The 18,106-nt window shown below is 72.7% G+C and carries 19 protein-coding genes and 1 pseudogene; 3 read left to right on the top strand and 17 right to left on the bottom strand.

What is annotated here, in order from left to right; translation table 11 throughout:
* Positions 1–81: 81 nt before the first annotated feature.
* Entirely contained in the window at positions 82–1,266 is a 1,185-nt protein-coding gene (locus tag HMPREF3159_RS07825; protein WP_070500524.1) for an SPFH domain-containing protein, read from the bottom strand.
* Between the two features lie 92 nt (positions 1,267–1,358).
* Here HMPREF3159_RS07825 and HMPREF3159_RS07820 point away from each other — a divergent pair, with 92 nt between their 5' ends.
* Positions 1,359–2,285: an arsenic resistance protein gene (locus HMPREF3159_RS07820; protein WP_070500523.1), complete on the top strand. Its 927-nt coding sequence runs from the start codon at positions 1,359–1,361 to the stop codon at positions 2,283–2,285.
* Here the strand turns inward: HMPREF3159_RS07820 and HMPREF3159_RS07815 are convergent.
* The 7 genes from HMPREF3159_RS07815 to HMPREF3159_RS07790 all read right to left on the bottom strand — a co-directional run bounded on the left by HMPREF3159_RS07815 (position 2,275) and on the right by HMPREF3159_RS07790 (position 8,597).
* Positions 2,275–4,089 carry an ABC transporter ATP-binding protein gene (locus HMPREF3159_RS07815; RefSeq protein WP_070500522.1) on the bottom strand — a complete coding sequence of 605 codons (1,815 nt, stop codon included), beginning with the start codon at positions 4,087–4,089 and terminating at the stop codon, positions 2,275–2,277. The genes HMPREF3159_RS07820 and HMPREF3159_RS07815 overlap by 11 nt on opposite strands.
* A gap of 96 nt (positions 4,090–4,185) precedes the next feature.
* Positions 4,186–5,124 (bottom strand): Na+-dependent transporter, encoded by a 939-nt coding sequence (locus HMPREF3159_RS07810; RefSeq protein WP_070500521.1) that lies wholly within the window; start codon positions 5,122–5,124, stop codon positions 4,186–4,188.
* A gap of 33 nt (positions 5,125–5,157) precedes the next feature.
* Positions 5,158–5,781: a response regulator transcription factor gene (locus tag HMPREF3159_RS07805; protein ID WP_070500520.1), complete on the bottom strand. Its 624-nt coding sequence runs from the start codon at positions 5,779–5,781 to the stop codon at positions 5,158–5,160.
* Positions 5,778–6,938: a sensor histidine kinase gene (locus HMPREF3159_RS07800; protein ID WP_246821563.1), complete on the bottom strand. Its 1,161-nt coding sequence runs from the start codon at positions 6,936–6,938 to the stop codon at positions 5,778–5,780. Before HMPREF3159_RS07800 ends, HMPREF3159_RS07805 begins: the two co-directional genes overlap by 4 nt.
* Positions 6,939–6,961: 23 nt before the next feature.
* Positions 6,962–7,243 (bottom strand): hypothetical protein, encoded by a 282-nt coding sequence (locus HMPREF3159_RS17855; RefSeq protein ID WP_246821562.1) that lies wholly within the window; start codon positions 7,241–7,243, stop codon positions 6,962–6,964.
* Entirely contained in the window at positions 7,201–7,668 is a 468-nt protein-coding gene (locus HMPREF3159_RS17850) for a hypothetical protein (protein WP_246821561.1), read from the bottom strand. The genes HMPREF3159_RS17855 and HMPREF3159_RS17850 overlap by 43 nt, the downstream gene beginning before the upstream one ends.
* Entirely contained in the window at positions 7,665–8,597 is a 933-nt protein-coding gene (locus HMPREF3159_RS07790) for an ABC transporter ATP-binding protein (protein ID WP_070500518.1), read from the bottom strand. The genes HMPREF3159_RS17850 and HMPREF3159_RS07790 overlap by 4 nt, the downstream gene beginning before the upstream one ends.
* A gap of 97 nt (positions 8,598–8,694) precedes the next feature.
* Between HMPREF3159_RS07790 and HMPREF3159_RS07785 the strand changes: the two genes are divergently transcribed.
* A complete protein-coding gene (locus HMPREF3159_RS07785) occupies positions 8,695–10,194 on the top strand; it encodes an amidohydrolase (protein ID WP_141748130.1) in 1,500 nt (499 codons plus the stop codon).
* 36 nt (positions 10,195–10,230) lie between these two features.
* Here the strand turns inward: HMPREF3159_RS07785 and HMPREF3159_RS17845 are convergent, their stop codons facing one another.
* The 9 genes from HMPREF3159_RS17845 to HMPREF3159_RS07745 all read right to left on the bottom strand — a co-directional run bounded on the left by HMPREF3159_RS17845 (position 10,231) and on the right by HMPREF3159_RS07745 (position 16,713).
* Entirely contained in the window at positions 10,231–10,557 is a 327-nt protein-coding gene (locus tag HMPREF3159_RS17845; protein ID WP_246821560.1) for an extracellular solute-binding protein, read from the bottom strand.
* A complete protein-coding gene (locus tag HMPREF3159_RS07780) occupies positions 10,460–10,831 on the bottom strand; it encodes a DoxX family protein (protein WP_070500516.1) in 372 nt (123 codons plus the stop codon). Before HMPREF3159_RS07780 ends, HMPREF3159_RS17845 begins: the two co-directional genes overlap by 98 nt.
* Positions 10,828–11,559: a VOC family protein gene (locus HMPREF3159_RS07775; RefSeq protein ID WP_070500515.1), complete on the bottom strand. Its 732-nt coding sequence runs from the start codon at positions 11,557–11,559 to the stop codon at positions 10,828–10,830. Before HMPREF3159_RS07775 ends, HMPREF3159_RS07780 begins: the two co-directional genes overlap by 4 nt.
* A gap of 42 nt (positions 11,560–11,601) precedes the next feature.
* Complete coding sequence (locus tag HMPREF3159_RS07770; protein ID WP_246821559.1) at positions 11,602–12,153, bottom strand: DnaJ family domain-containing protein; 552 nt, start codon at positions 12,151–12,153, stop codon at positions 11,602–11,604.
* Positions 12,150–12,617 (bottom strand): SRPBCC family protein, encoded by a 468-nt coding sequence (locus HMPREF3159_RS07765; RefSeq protein WP_083305861.1) that lies wholly within the window; start codon positions 12,615–12,617, stop codon positions 12,150–12,152. The genes HMPREF3159_RS07770 and HMPREF3159_RS07765 overlap by 4 nt, the downstream gene beginning before the upstream one ends.
* Positions 12,598–13,818: a YncE family protein gene (locus tag HMPREF3159_RS07760; RefSeq protein WP_070500514.1), complete on the bottom strand. Its 1,221-nt coding sequence runs from the start codon at positions 13,816–13,818 to the stop codon at positions 12,598–12,600. Before HMPREF3159_RS07760 ends, HMPREF3159_RS07765 begins: the two co-directional genes overlap by 20 nt.
* Positions 13,819–13,912: 94 nt before the next feature.
* Positions 13,913–14,953: a GNAT family N-acetyltransferase gene (locus tag HMPREF3159_RS07755; protein ID WP_070500513.1), complete on the bottom strand. Its 1,041-nt coding sequence runs from the start codon at positions 14,951–14,953 to the stop codon at positions 13,913–13,915.
* Between the two features lie 96 nt (positions 14,954–15,049).
* Positions 15,050–15,550, bottom strand: a complete 501-nt coding sequence (locus HMPREF3159_RS07750) for a DUF1648 domain-containing protein (protein WP_070500512.1) — start codon at positions 15,548–15,550, stop codon at positions 15,050–15,052.
* Positions 15,547–16,713: an ATP-binding protein gene (locus tag HMPREF3159_RS07745; protein WP_070500511.1), complete on the bottom strand. Its 1,167-nt coding sequence runs from the start codon at positions 16,711–16,713 to the stop codon at positions 15,547–15,549. The genes HMPREF3159_RS07750 and HMPREF3159_RS07745 overlap by 4 nt, the downstream gene beginning before the upstream one ends.
* A gap of 538 nt (positions 16,714–17,251) precedes the next feature.
* Between HMPREF3159_RS07745 and HMPREF3159_RS17840 the strand changes: the two are divergent.
* Positions 17,252–18,106, top strand: a pseudogene (locus HMPREF3159_RS17840) (HNH endonuclease); the annotation flags it as partial.

The following is an 18,106-nucleotide window of genomic DNA, read 5'->3' as shown; positions in this document are numbered from 1 at the left end:
GGGCGCGCCCACGGCGGGCCCTGCGGATCCTGCGGAGGGGGTGAGGTCATCGAGAGAGTGCTCCGGGAGTGCGGGCGCGGCTCAGAGGCCGAGCGCGGCCTTCTTCGCCGCCTCGTAGTCCTCCTCGCTGATCAGCCCCTGCTCCAGCATCTGCTTGTACTGGGCGAGCTTCGCGACGGGGTCCTCCTGCGCGGGAGCGGCCTGCTGCTGCGGGGCGCCCTGCTGGCCGGGCGGCGCCCACGGCTGGACGGGGTTGACCATGCCGCCGGCGGCGCCCATGCCCGCCCCGAACATCGCCAGTCCCGCGCCGCCGCCGTTCTCGCCCGCGGCCTGCACGCCGCGCGCCGCGGCCTGGTTCATGAAGGACTGCGAGCGGGCGCCGGAGAGCGCGTCGGCCTTCTGCACGTCGGCCAGCAGCTCGCGGGTGCGCTGGTCGTACTCGATCGAGACGATCGCGGTCTTCACGATCGCGAGGCCGCGGTCGCTGGACCAGCGGTAGCCCTCCTCGACCGCGGCCGAGAGCGACTGGGCGAAGCCGACCGAGTCGCCCTGGATGCGGGAGATGCGGTTGCCCTTGTCGGGATCGTTCGTGTAGCGGGAGAACGCCTGGGCGAGCGAGCCGACGACCTCCTGGAACATCTGGTTCCCGGCCGCGTTGTCGGGGTCGGAGAAGTCGAACACGGGCGCGTTCGCGGAGATGTACGAGGCGGGCACGAAGTTGTGCACGAACAGCAGCGGGTCGATGATCCGCAGCGTGTAGGAGCCGCGCGTGATCGCGCCGACCTGCGCGTTGAGGTAGGCGTCGTCCCAGTAGATCTCCGACTGGGTGCCGAAGCGGTTGTCGGGGATCTCCTTGAGGCTGACGTAGAAGGCGAGCTGCTGCGAGGAGGGGCGGCCGCCGTACTTGAAGCGCTCCCAGGAGGTGCCGACGGTCGAGGCGAGGAGGTCGTCGCCCGCGAAGACGGAGCGGGCGTCCGGGGAGGAGTCGTTGAACTCGTAGCCGCCGGCCTCGGTGATCAGGCCGGTCGCGCGGCCGTCGACCACGGTGATCAGCCCGTACCCCTGGGGCACGAGGATCTTCGAGCCGTTGGTGATGACGTTCTCGGAGCCGCGGGTGTTCGAGCCGCGGCCGGCGTTGGTGCCCTGCGGGACCGCCGGGAACAGCGCCGCCGTCTGCGGCAGCCCGCTGGGGACGGTGAGGAAGTCCTTCCACTGATCGGCGAGCATGCCGCCGACCGCGCCCTTGAATGCCTGGATGAATCCCATGTGAGCTCCTTCGTCGCCCCCGAAGTTGTGATCGCGGCCATGCTACCGCCCGTCCCCGGGCGCCCGCTGAGGGCCCGGATACAGTTCCCCGCATGGACCTGCTGCAGCTGCTCGAGCGCCGCCAGGTCCCCCTCTATCTCGCCGCGATCGCGGCCGGGGTCCTGCTCGGTGTCGCGGCGCCGGGCACCGCCCCTGCCCTCGAGCTCGCCGTCGAACCCGCGATCGCCGCGCTGCTGCTGGTGACCTTCCACGGCATCCCCCTCACCCGCCTGGGCGCCGACCTCGCGGGCCCCCGCTTCCTGCTCGCGCTGCTGGCGGTGAACCTCCTGGTGGTCCCCGTGATCGTCTGGGCCCTGACCCGCCCGCTCGCCGGCTCGCCCGATCTGCTCCTCGGCGCGCTGCTGGTGCTGCTCGCCCCGTGCATCGACTACGTCGTGGTGTTCACGGCGCTCGCCCGCGGGGCGCACGAGAAGCTCCTGGCCGCCACGCCCCTGCTGATGCTGGGGCAGATCCTCGCCCTGCCGGTGCTGGTGCCGCTGCTGGGGGGCGGCGCGGCGTCGTCCGCGATCGACCCCGCCCCGTTCGTGCGGGCGCTCGTTCTGCTGGTGCTCCTGCCGCTGCTGGCCGCCGCGCTGCTGCAGCGCCTGGTCCCCCGCCTCGACCTCGCCCCGGCGATGGTGCCGCTGATGATCCTGGTGCTGCTCGCGGTCACCGCCTCGCAGACCCCGCGGGTGCTCGGCGCGGGCGGCGCGCTGCTCGCCCTGGTGCCGGTGTACGCCGGCTTCCTCGTGCTCGCCACGGGAGCAGGCCTGCTGATCGCGCGCCTGCTGCGCCTGGACGCCCCCACCGCGACCGCCGTGGCCTTCTCCGGCGCGACCCGCAACTCGCTCGTGGTGCTGCCGCTGGCGCTCGCGATGCCGATCCCGCTCGCCCCGGCGGCCGTGGTCGCCCAGACCCTCGTCGAGCTGATCGGGATGGTGGTGCTGGTGCGGGTGCTGCCGCGGCTGCTCAGCCGGTGATGTCGAACCGTGCCAGGCGCTTGCGGTCGCCGCTGTTCTGCAGGTCCAGCAGCTGGGCGTAGATCCCGCCGGAGGCGGCGAGCTCGGCGGGGGTGCCGATCTCGTCGATCCGCCCGTCCTCGAGGGTGATGATCCGGTCCACGGCCGCGATGGTCGACAGGCGGTGGGCGATGATCAGGGAGGTGCGGCCCTCCATCAGCTCGTCCAGGCCCTTCTGCACCTGCCGCTCCGCCTTCGTGTCCAGGGCCGAGGTCGCCTCGTCGAGCACGAGCACCGGCGCGTCCTTGAGGATCGCGCGCGCCACCGCGATGCGCTGGCGCTGCCCGCCGGAGAGCTTCAGCCCCCGCTCGCCGATCACCTGCTCGTAGCCGCCGGGGAAGCGGCGCACGAAGCCGTCGGCGTTGGCGCGGCGGGCCGCGTCGGCGACCTCCTCGTCGCTCGCGCCGGGTCGGCCGTAGGCGATGTTCTCCCGCAGGGTGCCGGAGAACAGGGAGGCGTCCTGGAAGACGACGCCGATGCGGGAGCGCAGCTCGTCCAACGGCAGCTCGGTGCTGGTGCGTCCCACCACCTCGATCTCGCCCGCGCGCGGCTCGTACAGGCCCAGCAGCAGGTTCACGATCGTGGACTTCCCGCCGCCGGACTCGCCGACCAGCGCGACCTTCTCCCCGCGGGCGACGGAGAAGTCGATCCCGTGCAGCACGTCCTCGCCGTCCTCGTAGGCGAAGGACACGTCCCGGAAGCGGACCACCGGGGCGCCGGGCACCGGCTCGATCGCCGGCGGCGGCACGTCGTCCTCGGCCCGGGCGAGCATCGCGGCGGTGCGCGGGTCGACCGCGGTCCCCATCACCCGGAAGTAGTCCTTGGACCCGGCGATGGCGCGCTGGGAGGAGTCGATCACCCAGCTCATCGACTCCACCGGGGCCTTGGCCATGCTCATCAGCTGCACCAGCAGCACCATCTCGCCGAGTGTGAAGGCGCCCTGGACCGTGCGCACGAAGATGATCACGTAGATGCCGAAGAACACGAGGTTCAGCACCGCGCGGCGGATCACGTCCATGCGGTGCCAGTGCGTGGACTGGGCGCGGGTGGTGGCGTCGGTGGACCAGAAGCGCCGACGGAAGTCCTCGAGCTCCGAGCGCTCGCGCACGAAGGACTTCACGACCCGGATCTGGCCGACGACCTCGGCGAAGCGGCCGGAGGCGATGTCGACCTGCTCGTTCTTCTCCCCCTCGAGCCGCTGCCACTTCACGGAGGTGAGCGAGGTCAGCCACACGTACAGCGGGAACACGATCAGCAGCAGCACGGTCAGCGGCCAGGCGTACCAGGCGCTGATCGCGAGCACCGCGACCGTGGTGATCAGCATCGACGCGAAGGAGTTCGACATCATCTTCGCGAAGTTCGTGATCTCGGTGATCGAGCGGTTCAGCCGCGCCACGATCGTGCCGGTGATCTCCCCGTCGAACCAGCGCTGGGGCAGGTGGAGGAGCTTGTCGTAGTAGCGCACCGAGAGGATCGTGCGCATCCGGTTGCTCATCACGTCGCCGAACCAGCCGCCGATGTTCGACACGACGGTGTTGAACAGCTCCGCGGCCAGCACCGCGGCCGCGATCAGCACCACGGCGCGGACGGCGGCGGAGGTGGGGGTCTGCCCGCCGACGGCCCCGGCGACCGTGTCGGTCGCATGGCCGATCAGGAAGGGGACGGCCAGCGCCGCCGCCGCGGTGAGCACCGAGCAGAGGATGATCGCGGCGTACAGCGGGGCGAGAGCACGGGTGAAGCGCACGATGCGCAGGAGGGATGCCACGTCCCACCACCTTACGGAGGCGGCGCGGCGCGGTCCATGAGCCGCCACACCCGGGCGCGACGCCCTGAGCGAACCGGCCGGCTCCCTCGTGCCTGCTCACTCGTCCTTCGGTCCGACGATCCCCAGCAGCACCCCGAGCGTGGCCCGCTCCCCCGCCCGGCGTCGACGGACGCAGCCGGCGGCGAGCGCATAGGGCACGAGCATCACGAAGCCGACAGCGCTCAGCAGCAGGATCGCGACGACGATCGAGCCGGTCTGCTCGCTGCCCTCCGCCCCGGTGCGCGCGACCAGCAGCGCGGCGGCGATGTTGCGCTGGCTGGTGAGGATCGCGGGACCGTCGGGGACGGTGAGGGTGTCCCCGGCGAGGTCGCCGGCGAAGCGGCCCGCCACGAAGGCGAGGGCGACGAGACCCGCGGCGACGAGGAGCACCGGGGAGAGCAGCAGGTCCAGCACGAGGCCGGAGTTCGCGCCGAAGCCGGAGAGGAACATCAGCACCGCCGAGACCGCGGCGACGCCTCCCGCGATCCGGGCGAAGAGATCGGCGCGTCCCGGCCAGACCGCGGCGACGACGATGCCGGCGATCATCGGGGAGAGCATCGTGCCCAGCAGCAGCTGGGCGACGGACCAGCCGTGCACCTCGACGTCCCGCAGCAGGAAGGGCACCACCAGCGGCATGAAAGCGATCGATCCCAGCAGCAGCACCGCCATCGGCCCCGCGGTCTCGCCGTAGGGGATGCGGGCCATCGCCCCGAGCTGCAGCACGAACGGGGCGCCGGCCGCGCACAGCGCGATGACGAACCCCTCCCCCGTGTGGTGGGGAAGCAGGCCGGCGATCAGCCAGATGAGCAGGGTGCCGACGGCCGGGACGACGACGAAGTTCGCGCCGAGGACGGCGAGGACGGTGCGCCGGTCCCGCAGCTGGTCGCGGAAGGCGCGCAGCGGGGTGCGCAGCCCCATCGAGAGCATGGAGGCGATCGCGAAGGCGGGCACGCTGATGTCGATCAGCGCGCCGAGCAGGGCCTCGATCGAATCCACCCCGGCAGACTACGCGTCACCCGTGGCAGGGGCTCAGATCCAGCCGTTGTCCGAGGCGGTCCTCACGGCCTCTGCCCGGTTCGCGACCCCCAGCTTCCCGATCGCGGCGGAGACGTGGTTGCGCACCGTCCCCTCGGAGAGGAACAGCCGCCCGGCGATCGCGGCGGTGGTGCCGCCGACGGCCGCGGCCTGCAGCACCTCGGTCTCCTTCGCGGTCAGGGGGCTCGGGCCGACGGCGAGGGACTGCGCGGCGAGCTCGGGGTCCACCACCCGCAGTCCCTGGTGGACGCGACGGATCGCGTCGACGAGCCGTTCGACCGGGGTGTCCTTGACCATGAACCCGCCGGCCCCGGCCTCCATCGTCCGCCGCAGGTAGCCGGCTCTGCCGAAGGTGGTCAGCACGATGATCCGCGGGGCGCCGTCGGTGCCCTGCAGCTGCTCGGCCACGCCGATCCCGTCGGCCGGTGCGCCGTCGGCCCCGGCGGGCATCTGCACATCCAGCAGCAGCACGTCGGGCTCTGCCTGCCGGACCATCTCGAGCGTCCCGGCGCAGGTCGCAGCCTCCCCCACCACCTCGAGATCGGGCTCCAGGCGCAGCAGGGCGGCGAGGCCGCCGCGGAGGATGGCCTGGTCGTCGGCGACGGCGACGCGGATCATGCCGCCCGGTCCATGGTCGCCCTCAGGGTGGTGCCGGTCTCGGAGGTCTCGACCCGGAGCCGTCCCCCGGCGAGCACGACGCGGGCCTCGAGGCCCTGCAGACCGCTGCGGGAGGCGCCGTGGGGGATGCCGATGCCGTCGTCGGCGACAGTCACCGCGTCCTCCTCGACGGTGATCCGGGCGCGCGTGGCGCGGGAGTGGCGCACGATGTTGGTGACCCCTTCGCGGATCACGTAGCCGAACAGCTCGGCGAGGTCCTCGTGCAGCGGCGGCAGGGCGGTGGGGACCTCGGCCCGTATCCCGACGGTGCCGAGCACGGTGCGGGCGGAGGCGATCTCGGTCGCGGCGCGCACGGTCTGCATGCCGGAGGCGGTGGCGCGCACGTCGGCGAGCGCCTGGCGAGTCGTGGTCTCGATGTGCTCGAGCTGGGCGCGGGCGGCCCCGGGGTCGCTCTCCAGCAGGCGCCGGGCGAGCTGGGCGGAGATCGTCAGCGAGGTCAGGGAGTGGCCGACGAGGTCGTGGAGGTCCCGCCCGATCCGCTCCCGCTCCGCGGCGACGGCGAGCACGGCGTTGCGGCGGTGGGCGGCCTCGAGCTGCTCCTGCAGCACCTGCTGGCGGATGCCGTGCCCGATGCCCCAGGACATGATCGTGCCCATCACGGCGAAGCCCGCCGCGATCGGCTGACCGGCCACGAGCGCGATCGCCATGACGGCGAGGCTCATCAGCAGCATCGAGGGCACCGCCCACCGCCAGGGCAGCAGCAGCACATGCGTCATGGCCTGGAACATCACCATGTAGAGCACGTTCAGGCCGATCACCGGGATCAGCACCAGCAGGATCCCGGTGCACAGCGCGAACCAGATCAGGCGCACCCGCCGCGGGTACAGCGCGATCCCGGTGGTGGCGGCGAACATCGCCCCGTACAGGAGCAGCAGCGCGGTGGCGAGCACCATCGTGGGCCCGGGCGCCTGCATCCAGCCGACCACGATCGGGACCAGCACGAACATCACCGGTGGGAGGGAGAAGGCGAGCCCGCCCGACTCCCGCGCGGCTCGGAGCACGCCGCGCGGGGTGAGGGGCCGGGCGGCGGCCTCCTCCCCCGGCTCGGCGGGGTCGCGGGCCCACCGCCCCCAGTCCGGGGCGTCGGGGGTGCTCATGGCGGTCATTGTGCCAGCGTCCCTCATCGCCGCTGCAGACCCACCGCCCGGGACATGCTCACCATGCACAGCGCCCCGAGCACGAGGGTCCACGCCCCGATCACGACCAGGCCCGTCACCGGCAGCTCCGCCCCCTGCAGGGACCACTCCCCCAGGCTCGAGATCCAGTAGGTGGGCAGCGCGCGGCCGAGGTCCTGCATCCACTGCGGGAACATCTCCAGCGGCATCCACAGCCCGCCGAAGATCGCCATCGCCATCATCGTCACCACGCCGCCGGCCATCGCGGCGGCGCCCCGGAGGACCATGCCGAGCACGGGACGATCACGGCGCTCGCGGCGATCACGGAGCCGATGAGGAAGGAGCGGGGCGAGAGCCCGGCGACGACCAGCTGGCGCAGGAAGCCGTTCCGCTGGTCCTCCTGGATCTGGGTGCCGGCGGTGACCGCGGCGCCGAGCCCGCCGTAGGCGGCCATGTTGATCATGATCATCCCGCGCGCCTGTCCCTCGGCCTCGGCGCCGAACATCATCGAGAACAGCAGGTACATCCCCACCGGCAGCGCGATGGTGAACACCATGAAGGCGACGTTCGTGAGCGTCATGGCGGTGGTGTGGGCGGCGTAGCGCAGGGTGCGGGTCGCGGCCGAGGGCGCGGCGGCGGTGCGGGGCTCGAGGGCGGTCATGGCTGGACTCCTGTCGTGGGCGGGGCGGGCGGCGGGGTCGGCGGCGCTCATCGCTCGGCGTCCTCGTCCTCGTCCTCGTGCTCGGTGATCCGTAGGAACGCCTCCTCGAGGCCCGGGGCGGACACGAGCACGTCATGCACATCCCCGGCGAGCGGTCCGGTGAACAGCGCGGCGAGCGCGGCGTCGGAGTCGGTGCACACGGCGCGGACCCGTCGGTCGTCGGTCTCGTCGGCCCCGGCGCTGTCCACCCCGGGCAGCGCCGCGACCCGTTCCGCGGCGACCCCGCGCAGCGTGATCACCCGCCCGGCCACGACGGCGGCGATCTCGGCCCCGGTCCCATCGGCGACGACGCGGCCGCGGTCCATGACGACCACGCGGCCCGCCTCCCGCTCGGCCTCCTCGAGGTGGTGGGTGGCGAAGACGACGGTGCGGCCGCTCGCGGCGACCCGGCGCATCTGCTGCCAGAAGGCGCGGCGGGCGCCGATGTCCATGCCGACGGTCGGCTCGTCCAGCAGCAGCACCTGCGGGTCGCCGAGCAGCGCGATCGCGAAGCGGACCCGCTGGGACTGGCCGCCGGAGAGGGCGCTGATCCGCCTCGGCATGAGCTCGGCGATGTCGGCCTGGGCGACCACCTCGGCCATCGGCATCGGATGCGCCTGCAGGGAGTGGAGCATCCTCAGCATGGTGCGGACTCTCTGGTCGGGCAGCAGCGCCCCGGCCTGCAGCATCGTGCCGATGAGTCCGGTGCGGGTCGCGGTGGTGGGATCGGTGCCGAGCACGCGGACGCTGCCCTGCTCCGGGGGTGCGAGCCCCACCATCATCTCCATGGCGGTGGACTTCCCGGCACCGTTCGGGCCGAGCAGCGCGACGATCTCGCCGGGGCGGATCTCGAGGTCGAGTCCGTCGAGGGCGCGGACCTCGCCGTAGCTGCGAGTGACGCCGCGGAGGCTGAGTGCATCCGTGAGGGTGGTCGTGGTCATGTCTCCACCCTTTCCTCGCGCACCCCCGGCCCCCAGCCCCCGCGATCACGTCCGCCCCATGACAGTCGTCATGGGCGCGGCGGGCTACGCTGGATCGGTGCTGATCAGACAGGTGCTCCCCCTCGACGCCGCCGTCCCCTCGGACCTGCGGATCGACGACGGGGTGATCGTCGAGGTCGGTGCGTCGCTGCCGCGCCGCGCCGGCGAGGAGGTCCTCGACGCGGACGGTGCGCTCGCGATCCCGGGGCTGTGGGACCAGCACGTGCACACCGGGCAGCTCGCCCAGGCCCATGCCCGCCTCGACACCACCGGCGCCGGCAGCGTCGGAGTGCTCCTGGAGCGGGTGCGCGCCGAGCTCGCCGCGCGGCGCGAGACCGGGGCGGCGGGCGCGGCGCTGATCGGCTTCGGACACCGCCTGGTCGACTTCGCGATCCCGCCGACGGTGCCGGCGCTCGACGAGGTGACCGGCTCGGTGCCGACGGTGCTGATCGGCGGCGACGCCCATCACGCCTGGCTGAACTCCGCAGCGCTGCACGCCCTGGGCCTGCCGCCGCGGGACGGGATCGTCGCCGAGGAGGACTGGTTCGCGCTCGCCCCGCGCCTGCCCGAGCTGCCCGGGGTCGCCGAGTCCGTGGCGACCGGCGCGGCGATGCTGCAGCGCCAGGCCCTGCAGCGCGGGGTCGTCGGCCTGGTGGACATGGAGTGGGGCAGGCCCTGGGAGTCCTGGCCGCACCGCAGCCCGCGGATGCGCATCCGCACCGCCGTCTACCCCGAGGAGCTCGCCGCGGCACCGGGACCGACGGACACGGCGCTGGATCCGTCGGGCCTGGTGACGATGGGGCCGCTGAAGGTGATCGTCGACGGGGCGCTCGGCTCCCATTCGGCGTACACCCGCGAGGCCTACACCGACGGGCACGGCTACGCCGGCCACGGCGTGCTCAGCGTCGGTCCGGAGGCGCTGCGCGACGCCCTCGCGGAAGCCCGTCGGCGCGGCCTGACCGCCGCCGTCCATGCGATCGGGGACGCCGCCGCGCAGGTCGCCCTCGCCGCGATCGCCGAGGTGGGGATCGCGGCGAGGATCGAGCACGCCCAGATGCTCACCGACGACGACATCGACGCCATGGCCTCGCTCGGGGTGGTGGCCTCCGTGCAGCCCGCGCACCTGCTGGACGACCGGGACGCGACCGAGGCGATCTGGCCCGGCCACGGCACGCAGGCCTTCCGCCTCCGCGACCTGCGGGAGGCCGGCGTCGAGCTCGCCCTCGGCTCCGACGCGCCGGTCGCGCCGCTGGATCCGTGGCTGGCGATGGCCGCGGCCGTGCATCGCAGCGCCGACGAGCGCCCCGCCTGGCATCCCTCTCAGCAGCTCCAGCCGCGCGAGGCCCTGGCCGCCTCGATCGACGGGGTCGGGAGGCTCGCCGTCGGAGGCCGCGCGGACCTCGTCCTCCTCGAGGGGGCGGACGAGCTCTTCGCCGACGTCCCCGTCGGCACGGACGGGCTGATGGACGAGGCCGCGGCCCGCGAGGCGGCGGCGCGGCTGCGCGCCGTCGACCCGCTCGCGACCGTGGCCGCCGGGCGCCTCGAGTCGCAGCGGTAGGCGGAGGCGGCGCTCAGCCCTCCATGCCTCAGCCCTTCATACCCGAGTGCGCGAGCCCCTCGCCTGGTTCGCGACGCCGGCCGGGTTGCCCCAGATCTGCTCGTTGCCCAGCGCCCGGGTGACGGCCTCGGAGGCGTCGCGGTACTCCTGCCAGGACCAGCTGCCGGTCGGCTCGTCCACCCCGGCCCGGTGCAGCAGGTCCCGGTTGAACCACAGCGCGATCGTGTCGACGTCCTTCGGGATCGCGTAGGGAGTGCCCTCGTATTCACGATCCGTTCCGTGCGACGTGCAGCGCCTGCGCGATGAGCACGCCCTGCAGCGGGAGCCGGCCGACGGCGATCGCGCGCTTCCGCGGACGGGCACGGCGCCAGTCGTACGCCATCTGCACGTTCGCGGGGAACACCGCGACGAACAGCGCCGCCGCCGCAGCTCCTCCCAGGCGACGGGTCCGGGGCACGGCCAGCATCCCCGCCACGGCGAGCTCGGCGACGCCCGAGGCATAGGTGTAGCCGCGTGCGGGTCCCGGCAGCGCGGGCGGGACGATGGTGTCGAAGGGCTCGGGCCGGAGCATGTGCAGCGTCCCTGCACCGGCGAGCAGGGCGCCGAGGAACCCGGCGGTGCGGCGGCCGCGGCTCATGCGCCCGCTCCCACGGCCGGCAGCACGCAGAGCTCGTTCCCGGAGGGGTCGCGGAACACGCGCCAGGGCAGCTCGCCCCAGTCCGGGAAGAACTCCTCACCTCCGCGCTGCTGGATCTCCGCGGCGATCCCGTCGATCTCGTCCCCCGGCTCGAGCCGCACATCGAGGTGGATCGGGTTCTTCTCCCCGGGCCGCTTCTCCGCCGGCTCCGGGCACAGCTCGAGCAGCGGCCCGCGCCCCGAGGGGTGGCGCAGGGTGCGCGGCGCGACGCCCGGCGCGGGCGTCCAGCCGCTCAGCCAGGCCCAGAACTCGGCATCGCGGGCAGGGTCAGCGGCGTCCAGCGGCAGTGCCGCGATCGGCCCCGTGCCCACGTACGCCGCCCGCTCCTCCATCACGCAGAACGCCCCGCCCTCGGGGTCGGCGAGCACGATCCAGGGCACCTCGCCCTGCCCGATGTCGAGGTCGCTCGCGCCGAGCTCCCGCAGCCTCTGCGCGATCTGCTCCTGCTCGGCGCCGCCGCGGAGGTCGAGATGCAGCCGCTGCGGGGCGTCGCTGCGCGCCGGGACGTGGGCGAAGCACAGGTCGAGGTAGGCGTCGCCGTCGATGCTCAGCCTGGTCTCGAAGATGTCGGGCGCATCGGTGAGGGTGGTGGTGCCGAGGGCCGCCTCCCAGAAGCGGCCCAGGCGCTGCGGGTCCAGGGCGTCGATGCCGAGGTTCTCGAGGAACATCCCGCCACCCTATGGCCGCACCGGCTCACGGCGGAAGGATGGTCAGGTCGGGGAAGGACCGTGCGAGTCGCGCGTCGAGGGTGAGCACTCGCACGGCCCGGGCATCCGCCCACCCCGTCGGCCGAAGGGCCACCACCGCCGGCGCCGGGTCGGCGGCGCGGCATCCGGCGGGGAGGGGGCCGAGGGCACGGCGGGACCTGCTGCCCGCACCTGCTGCCAGCGCGCGACCGCGTCGTCCCCGTCCCACGCCGGCGCGAGCATCTTCTGGAAGGGGTTCGCGCGCCGGTCCTCGTGGACGCGCTCGGTGAAGTCCGCGGCGTACTCGCGCACGGCCTTCTCGTCGGGCAGCGCGGCGAGGGTCTCGTCGCGGCGCTCGTACTCCTTGCGCAGCAGCACCACGACGGGCAGCAGCGCCTCGGAGTCGATGTCGCCGCTGGCGATGCGCTGGTTCACCCACCAGTCGGGGTCATGGGTGTCCGGCAGGTCCAGGGGCTTCCCGGCGCCGGGCAGGTCGTCGAAGTCGCCGCGCCGCGCGGCCGCCTCGATCGCCGACTCGATGCGGGCCGCGTCCGGGTCCATCGACGGCGTGCTCACGCGCCCTCGGCGAGCTCCGCGAGGCGGTCGATCGAGGCCATGAGCTTCTCCGGCGTCATCTGCCGCGCCTTCGCGAGACGCGCCTCCTGCGAGGCGGGCAGGTCGGAGAAGTCGTAGACGTGGGTGACCAGGGTGCGCCCGTCCTCGAGCGGCTCGAGGACCCATCCCCACTGGTGGCCCGCCGGCTGCTCGCCGCGGGGCGCGGGACGCCAGGCGATCTCGCGACTCTCGACGAAGGCGACGACGTGGTTGTCACGCACCCCGCCGCCCTGGTTGGTCATCACGAACACGTCGCCGACGGCGCGGACCCGCTGGCCGGGCTCGGCGCCTGCGAGGTTGTCATTGCCGTCCCAGCGCGGCTGCTCGGCAGGGTCGGCGATGAGGTCGAAGAGGGCGGCGGGGGGGCGGCGATCTCGCGGGAAGCCGTCACGACGGCGTGGACGTTCATGGCTCCATCGTGCCATCACGCGGGGCGGTGTCGTCGAAGACGTCGATCGACCCGGCATAGTTCGCGACCCACACCCGGCCGTGCGTGGGCTCGTAGGTGATGCCGATCGGGTTCTGCCCCACCTCGACGGTCTGGATCTCCTCGAACGTCTCGGCGTCGAACTTCGTCACGGTGTTCGCGTAGTAGTTCACGACGTACAGGGCGAGGCCGTCGGGCGAGATCGCCATGGTGCGCGGCTCACGGCCCGTGGCGACCTCGCGCAGCACCTCGCCGGTGGCGGTGTCGAGCTCGAGCAGCCGGTCGTCCCCGGACTCGGTGAGGTACATGCGGGACGCGTCCGGGGAGAGCACCAGGTGGCGGGGCTTGCGGCCGGTCTCGAGCACGAGCTCGCTCTCGCCGGTCTCGAGATCCACGCGGTACAGCTCGTCGGCGTACATCGCGGTGACATAGGCGGTGCGGTTGTCGGGCAGCACCACGGAGCCGCGCGGCGCGGAGTCGACGGGGATCTGCCGGATCTCCTCGCCCTTGTCGAGGTCGACGACGGAGACGCTCGAGTCGCACCAGTTCGAGACCAGCGCGACCGATCCGTCGGGCGAGAGGGAGATGAACTTCGGGACCCGCCCCACCTCGATGACCTGGTCCCATTCCTTCGTCTCGAGGTCGAGACGGTAGACGGCGCTGTTCCCGATCGCGTCGCCGGCGGCGCAGTCGTCGGTCGCGGTCTCCCCCGCCCCGGGTCCCTTGAGCGAGTACTGGGAGACGTAGGCGTACTTCCCGTCGGGCGAGAACACCGCCTCGACCGGCGCGCCCGTCGTCTCCCCGGCGCGTTCGGGATACCCGAACTCGGCGAGGTCCACGGTGTCGGGGACCGTCGCGGCGAGCTCGAGGCTGCTCGCGTCGTACAGCGTCGAGGTGTGGTTGTACATCATGTTGTTCGCGATGACGTCCCCGGTCGGGCTCGCGACCACGGACTTCGGCGAGATGTCCCCCGTGATCCGGTCGCGGTGCACGAGCCGAGTCGTGTTCGAGGGGTCGCCGACCGGCTCCCGCACGGCCGCCTCGGCGGGAGAGGCGGCCGGATCGGGACGCGGCATCGAGGTGCCGAGCCCCGTGACGGCACCGCCGGCGAGCACGAGCGAGAGGATCGCCATCGCCACGGTGAACTGGTGCGAGCTGCGGCCGCGGCTCGGCAGCTTCCTTCGATGCTTCGCCTCCACGGCGCCCCCCTGACCGCTCTGCCCGATTCCTCAGGCATGAACCTACGGGGCGGAGCAGGGCGATGGTGTCAGGCGCGCACGGCAGGCGTGTCGCTCAGCCCGCCCGCCTGCCCTGCATCACGACCTCGCGGAAGAGCAGCTCATACCCGAGCTTCTCGTTGACCTGGATCATCCATGGGTTCACGTGCGAGTTCCAGGTGACCAGCGAGCGCAGCTGCGGAGCGAGCTCGGCGAGCCGCCGGTGGGTCGCGACCTTGAGCCCGAGGCCCAGCCGGTGCCCGCGGTGCTCGGGCATGACCAGGGTGTTCTCCTGGTAGCCGAGGGTGCTGCCGGGCGCCTCGTGCACGTGCACCTCGGAGTTGCCGACGAATTCGCCGTCCGGCGCGACAGCCACCGCGACGATCCGGATCGTGCCCGCCTCACGCATCCGCCGCTCGCTCACGCGGATCCGCTCGGGGGTGTACTCGGCGGGCTCGTGCTCGACCTCCTCGTCGGGCTCGTCGATCTCGAGCTGGGTGAGCAGCCGGCCGTAGGCGCTCAGGTGCTCCTCGGGGATCTCCCCGACCCACTGCTCGATCCGGTACTCGCCGCGCTTCCGGGCCGACTCGGCCTCGAGCGCGTCGAGCCGGGCGGGGTCCAGCGGCAGCCGCAGCGCCCGGCACACGGCGAGGTTCTTGCGGGCCACGCCGAGCCGGGCGGCGAGCCGGTGCACGGGATGGGCGGGATCCTCCGGATCGACGCCCGCCTCGATCTCTCCGTACGCCTCGACGAGCGTGCGGCCGGACTGCGCGATCGCGGGCAGCAGCGCCTCCTCGACCAGCGCGGTCGCGATGCCCTGCCCTCGGTGCGCGGGATGCACGGCGACGCCGACGGAGATCGACTCGAGGTTCTCCTGCTGCGGCGTGAAGGTCATCGCGCGGCCGACGAGCATCTCCCCGCCCTCGAGCGTCTCGGCGAGCGCGATCCAGCGCCGCACCGTCCAGTACGGGGTGTCCTCGAGGCCGGCGCGCAGCTGCGCGAGGCTCTCCTCCTGATGACCGCCGTAGGCGTGGTCGTCCAGCGCCTGCTCGAGGGCGCGGTACTGCTCGAGCTCCAGGTCGGAGGAGGCGTCCAGGGGACGGATCGTCAGCTGCATGCGCGCAGTCCACCACGGCGCGGGACCACCGGTCGACGGAATATCCTCGAGCCTCCTTGCCCCTCTCCTCGACACTGGCCGGAGTACGAACCGGCCTCAGCGGGCGGCGCGCACCATGCGCACGATCGCCAGGATCGACGCGCCGAGCAGCCCGGCGACCCCGATCACGAGCAGCGGCCCACCGCCGACGAGCACCACCGACCAGCAGATCCCGAGGTAGACGACCTGCAGGAACAGCAGCGTCCAGACCATCAGCCGCTCACCCTCGCGGTACATGGTCTGGGCGTTGCTCTCGGTGATCTCGACGGGATAGTTGAAGCCGCGCGGCCGGGTGGAGATCGCGGCGAGCGGGAGCGACAGCAGAACCATGACACCGGCGATGACCAGCAGCGACCACTTCGGACCCCAGTCGTCGGCCTCTCCGGCGGGGCCGAAGTGGGTCGCGACGGTCTCCGGAAGGGACGGGTAGGCGATCAGCAGCCAGGCGGTGATCGCGATCGTCGCCAGCACGGAGACCCACCGCAACGCCCGTGTGACCGGTCCGGTGCGGTAGGCCCGGGCGGGCCGCTCGGCCTTGGTCATGGGGGCGCCCGTCATGCACGCCTCCCGCGATGCGATCGCCGCACCCCGCGATCCGGCTCGACGTCGGCCCCCACGCCCTCCCGTTCCTCGTGGCGCAGCGCCTCGTCGAGATAGGGCAGCGCGTACTCGACGAAGCCGCGCCCGGCGGGACGGATCAGGTCGTCCTCGATGAGCCGTTCGCGGTAGGTGGACTGGTTGCGCGGGTCGATGCCCATCCGCCGGGCGATGTCGCCGACGGCCGACGGCCCCTCGTCCTCGAGCATCGCCAGCAGGTACTCGCGCTTGCGGGCGCTGAGGCCGCGCAGCGCTGGGCCGTGGACGTTCTTGATCATCGCCGCGACGACGGCGCCCTGCGCACCGCGGACGTCCTCGACCTCGATCACCTCGGCGTCGCCGCTGTTCTGCCAGGCCTTTGAGCCGATGAGCTGGATCAGGTAGGGGTAGCCGCGGGAGATCTCGCCGGCGAGCACCGCGGCCTCCGGGGTGATCGTCTTGGCGGTGTCGGCGACGGTCATCCGGATCGCCTCGGCGGCGGTGCCGACGTCGACGCTTCCCACTTCGAGGCGGTGCGCGCGGCGCAGGAAGGTGGTGCGCTCGTGGTCCAGCAGCGCATCGACCCCGGTGCGCACCCCGGCGGCGAGGAACGCGACGGCGTGCCCGGAGCCGATGAGGTCCTGCACGTGCTGGGTGAGGGCGTGGAGCTGGTCGCGGTCGGCGGACTGCAGCTCGTCGAGGGTGATCAGCAACCCGCCGCCCTCGGCCTCGGCGAGCGCGGCGAGGCGGTCGAGCACGACGGCGAGCGGCTCCCCCTCCCCCTCGTAGCGGTGGACGATGTCGCGCCCGGCGGAGACGTTCATGACGCGCGCGGAGGTGAGGCGGGAGGTCTCCGCCTCGGGATCGATCTCGCGCAGCCGGGAGATGGCCTGGCCGCGCAGCTCCTCGAGCAGCGAGGTCGAGGAGGTGTGCATCCTGAGGTCGATCCAGCCCGCCTCCAGGGCGAGCTCGCGGAACTCGGTGAGCAGCACGGTCTTGCCGGCGCCGCGCTGGCCGGAGATGAGGATCGCCCGCGCCTCGGGAACGGTGCCGGCGAGCGCCGCGGTGAACTCCTCGATCGCGATGTCGCGGCCCGCGAGGATGATCGGCGTCAGGCCGAAGCCCGGGGTGAAGGGATTCGTCATGGAGCCATCGTGCCGTGTGTGTCGGTGTATGTACAGGGCGGCGCGGGGGCAGGGCAGAGCGGACCCGCTCGACCCCGCCCGGCTCGACGAGGCGGCCGACGGGAGCCGACAACTGCACGACGACTGACCGACGGAGCACTCCCCCACATTCACAGAGACGGCCATTCCGCAATAGTCGTTCCATCGATTCTGGAATAGCGTTCAAGGTAGCGCTCCGCGATACATTTCTACCCCACCCTCACCAGGCCACCACCAGCCCACCCGTGCGCCAGCCCAACAGCCCTCCCACCGCCCCAAGCACACCCGAGCACCCTCACCACCAGCAGGTACGCCTTACCACACAGGTCCGACAGTCGAGCCCGCCCATCCACACACTCACCCCTGCCACCCCGACCTCCCCTCCACACAACCAGGTTATCCACAGATTCATCCCCATTGCGCTCCAACTCTTCCCCGGTGGCACCTTCACGGATATTCTGGAGGTGTTACGCGATGGAGTGATCCGGCATTCTCCCGGGCCGAGGAAGGAGGGGGCACGATGGGCGAGTTCGATCAGTCCGGCGACAGCGCGGCACAGCAGCCCGAGCAGGCCGCTGCGTCCTATCCCGCCCCTGCCCACCCCGCCTCGGCCTCGTCGCCATCATCCGGCGCCCTCCTCCCACCCGCGACGGTCCCGGAGCTGCCCGCATGGCGTGCTCGCGCCCGTCGGCCGCTGACCACGGAGCGGATCCTCGAGGAGGTCGGCGAGGGGACCGTCGAGTCAGGGCGCGTGATGGCGCTGCACCGCACCGCGCTGACCCGCGCCCGGCTGTACGCCCACCACCTGCGGTTGCTGGAGACCTTCTTCCGCGAGGACCCGGAGGTGCAGGGCCGTCCCGAGGACGCGGACATGACCGCGCTGAAGGTCGCGGCCGGACTCCGCTGCACGTACAACCAGGCCTGGAGCCAGGTGCTCGATGCGCACCGGGCGGTCGAGATCATGCCGCTCACCTTCGAGTACCTGCGCCGCGGCGATCTCACCGAGGCGATGCATCAGATGCTCCTGCGGCGGGTGCGGCGACTGACTGACGAGCAGGCCTCGCAGGTCGACGCCCACATGGCGACGATCGAGCTGCCGTCCGTCTCCCTCGACACCTTCTCCCGGCACCTCCGTCTCGCCGTCGAGCTCGCGACCGCCGGTGCCCTGCCGGCCCCGCCCTCGCAGAGCCGCGACGTGGAGATCGTCGACGTCGACTCCACCACTGGCACCGCCTCGCTGCTGGTCACCGGCCCGATCCTGGAGATCAAAGGGCTCGCCCACCGGCTCGACGTCGCCGCCCGCGACGTGCAGCGCGCCCAGCGAGCCGCCCTCCAGGACGGCGCCGAGGGGCCGCTGCCCTTCGACATCGACGGC

This window comes from Brachybacterium sp. HMSC06H03 (assembly GCF_001807385.1).
GTDB lineage: Bacteria > Actinomycetota > Actinomycetes > Actinomycetales > Dermabacteraceae > Brachybacterium > Brachybacterium conglomeratum.
Note: the sequence above shows the minus strand (reverse complement) of the source record. Positions and strands in the feature narration are given on the sequence as shown.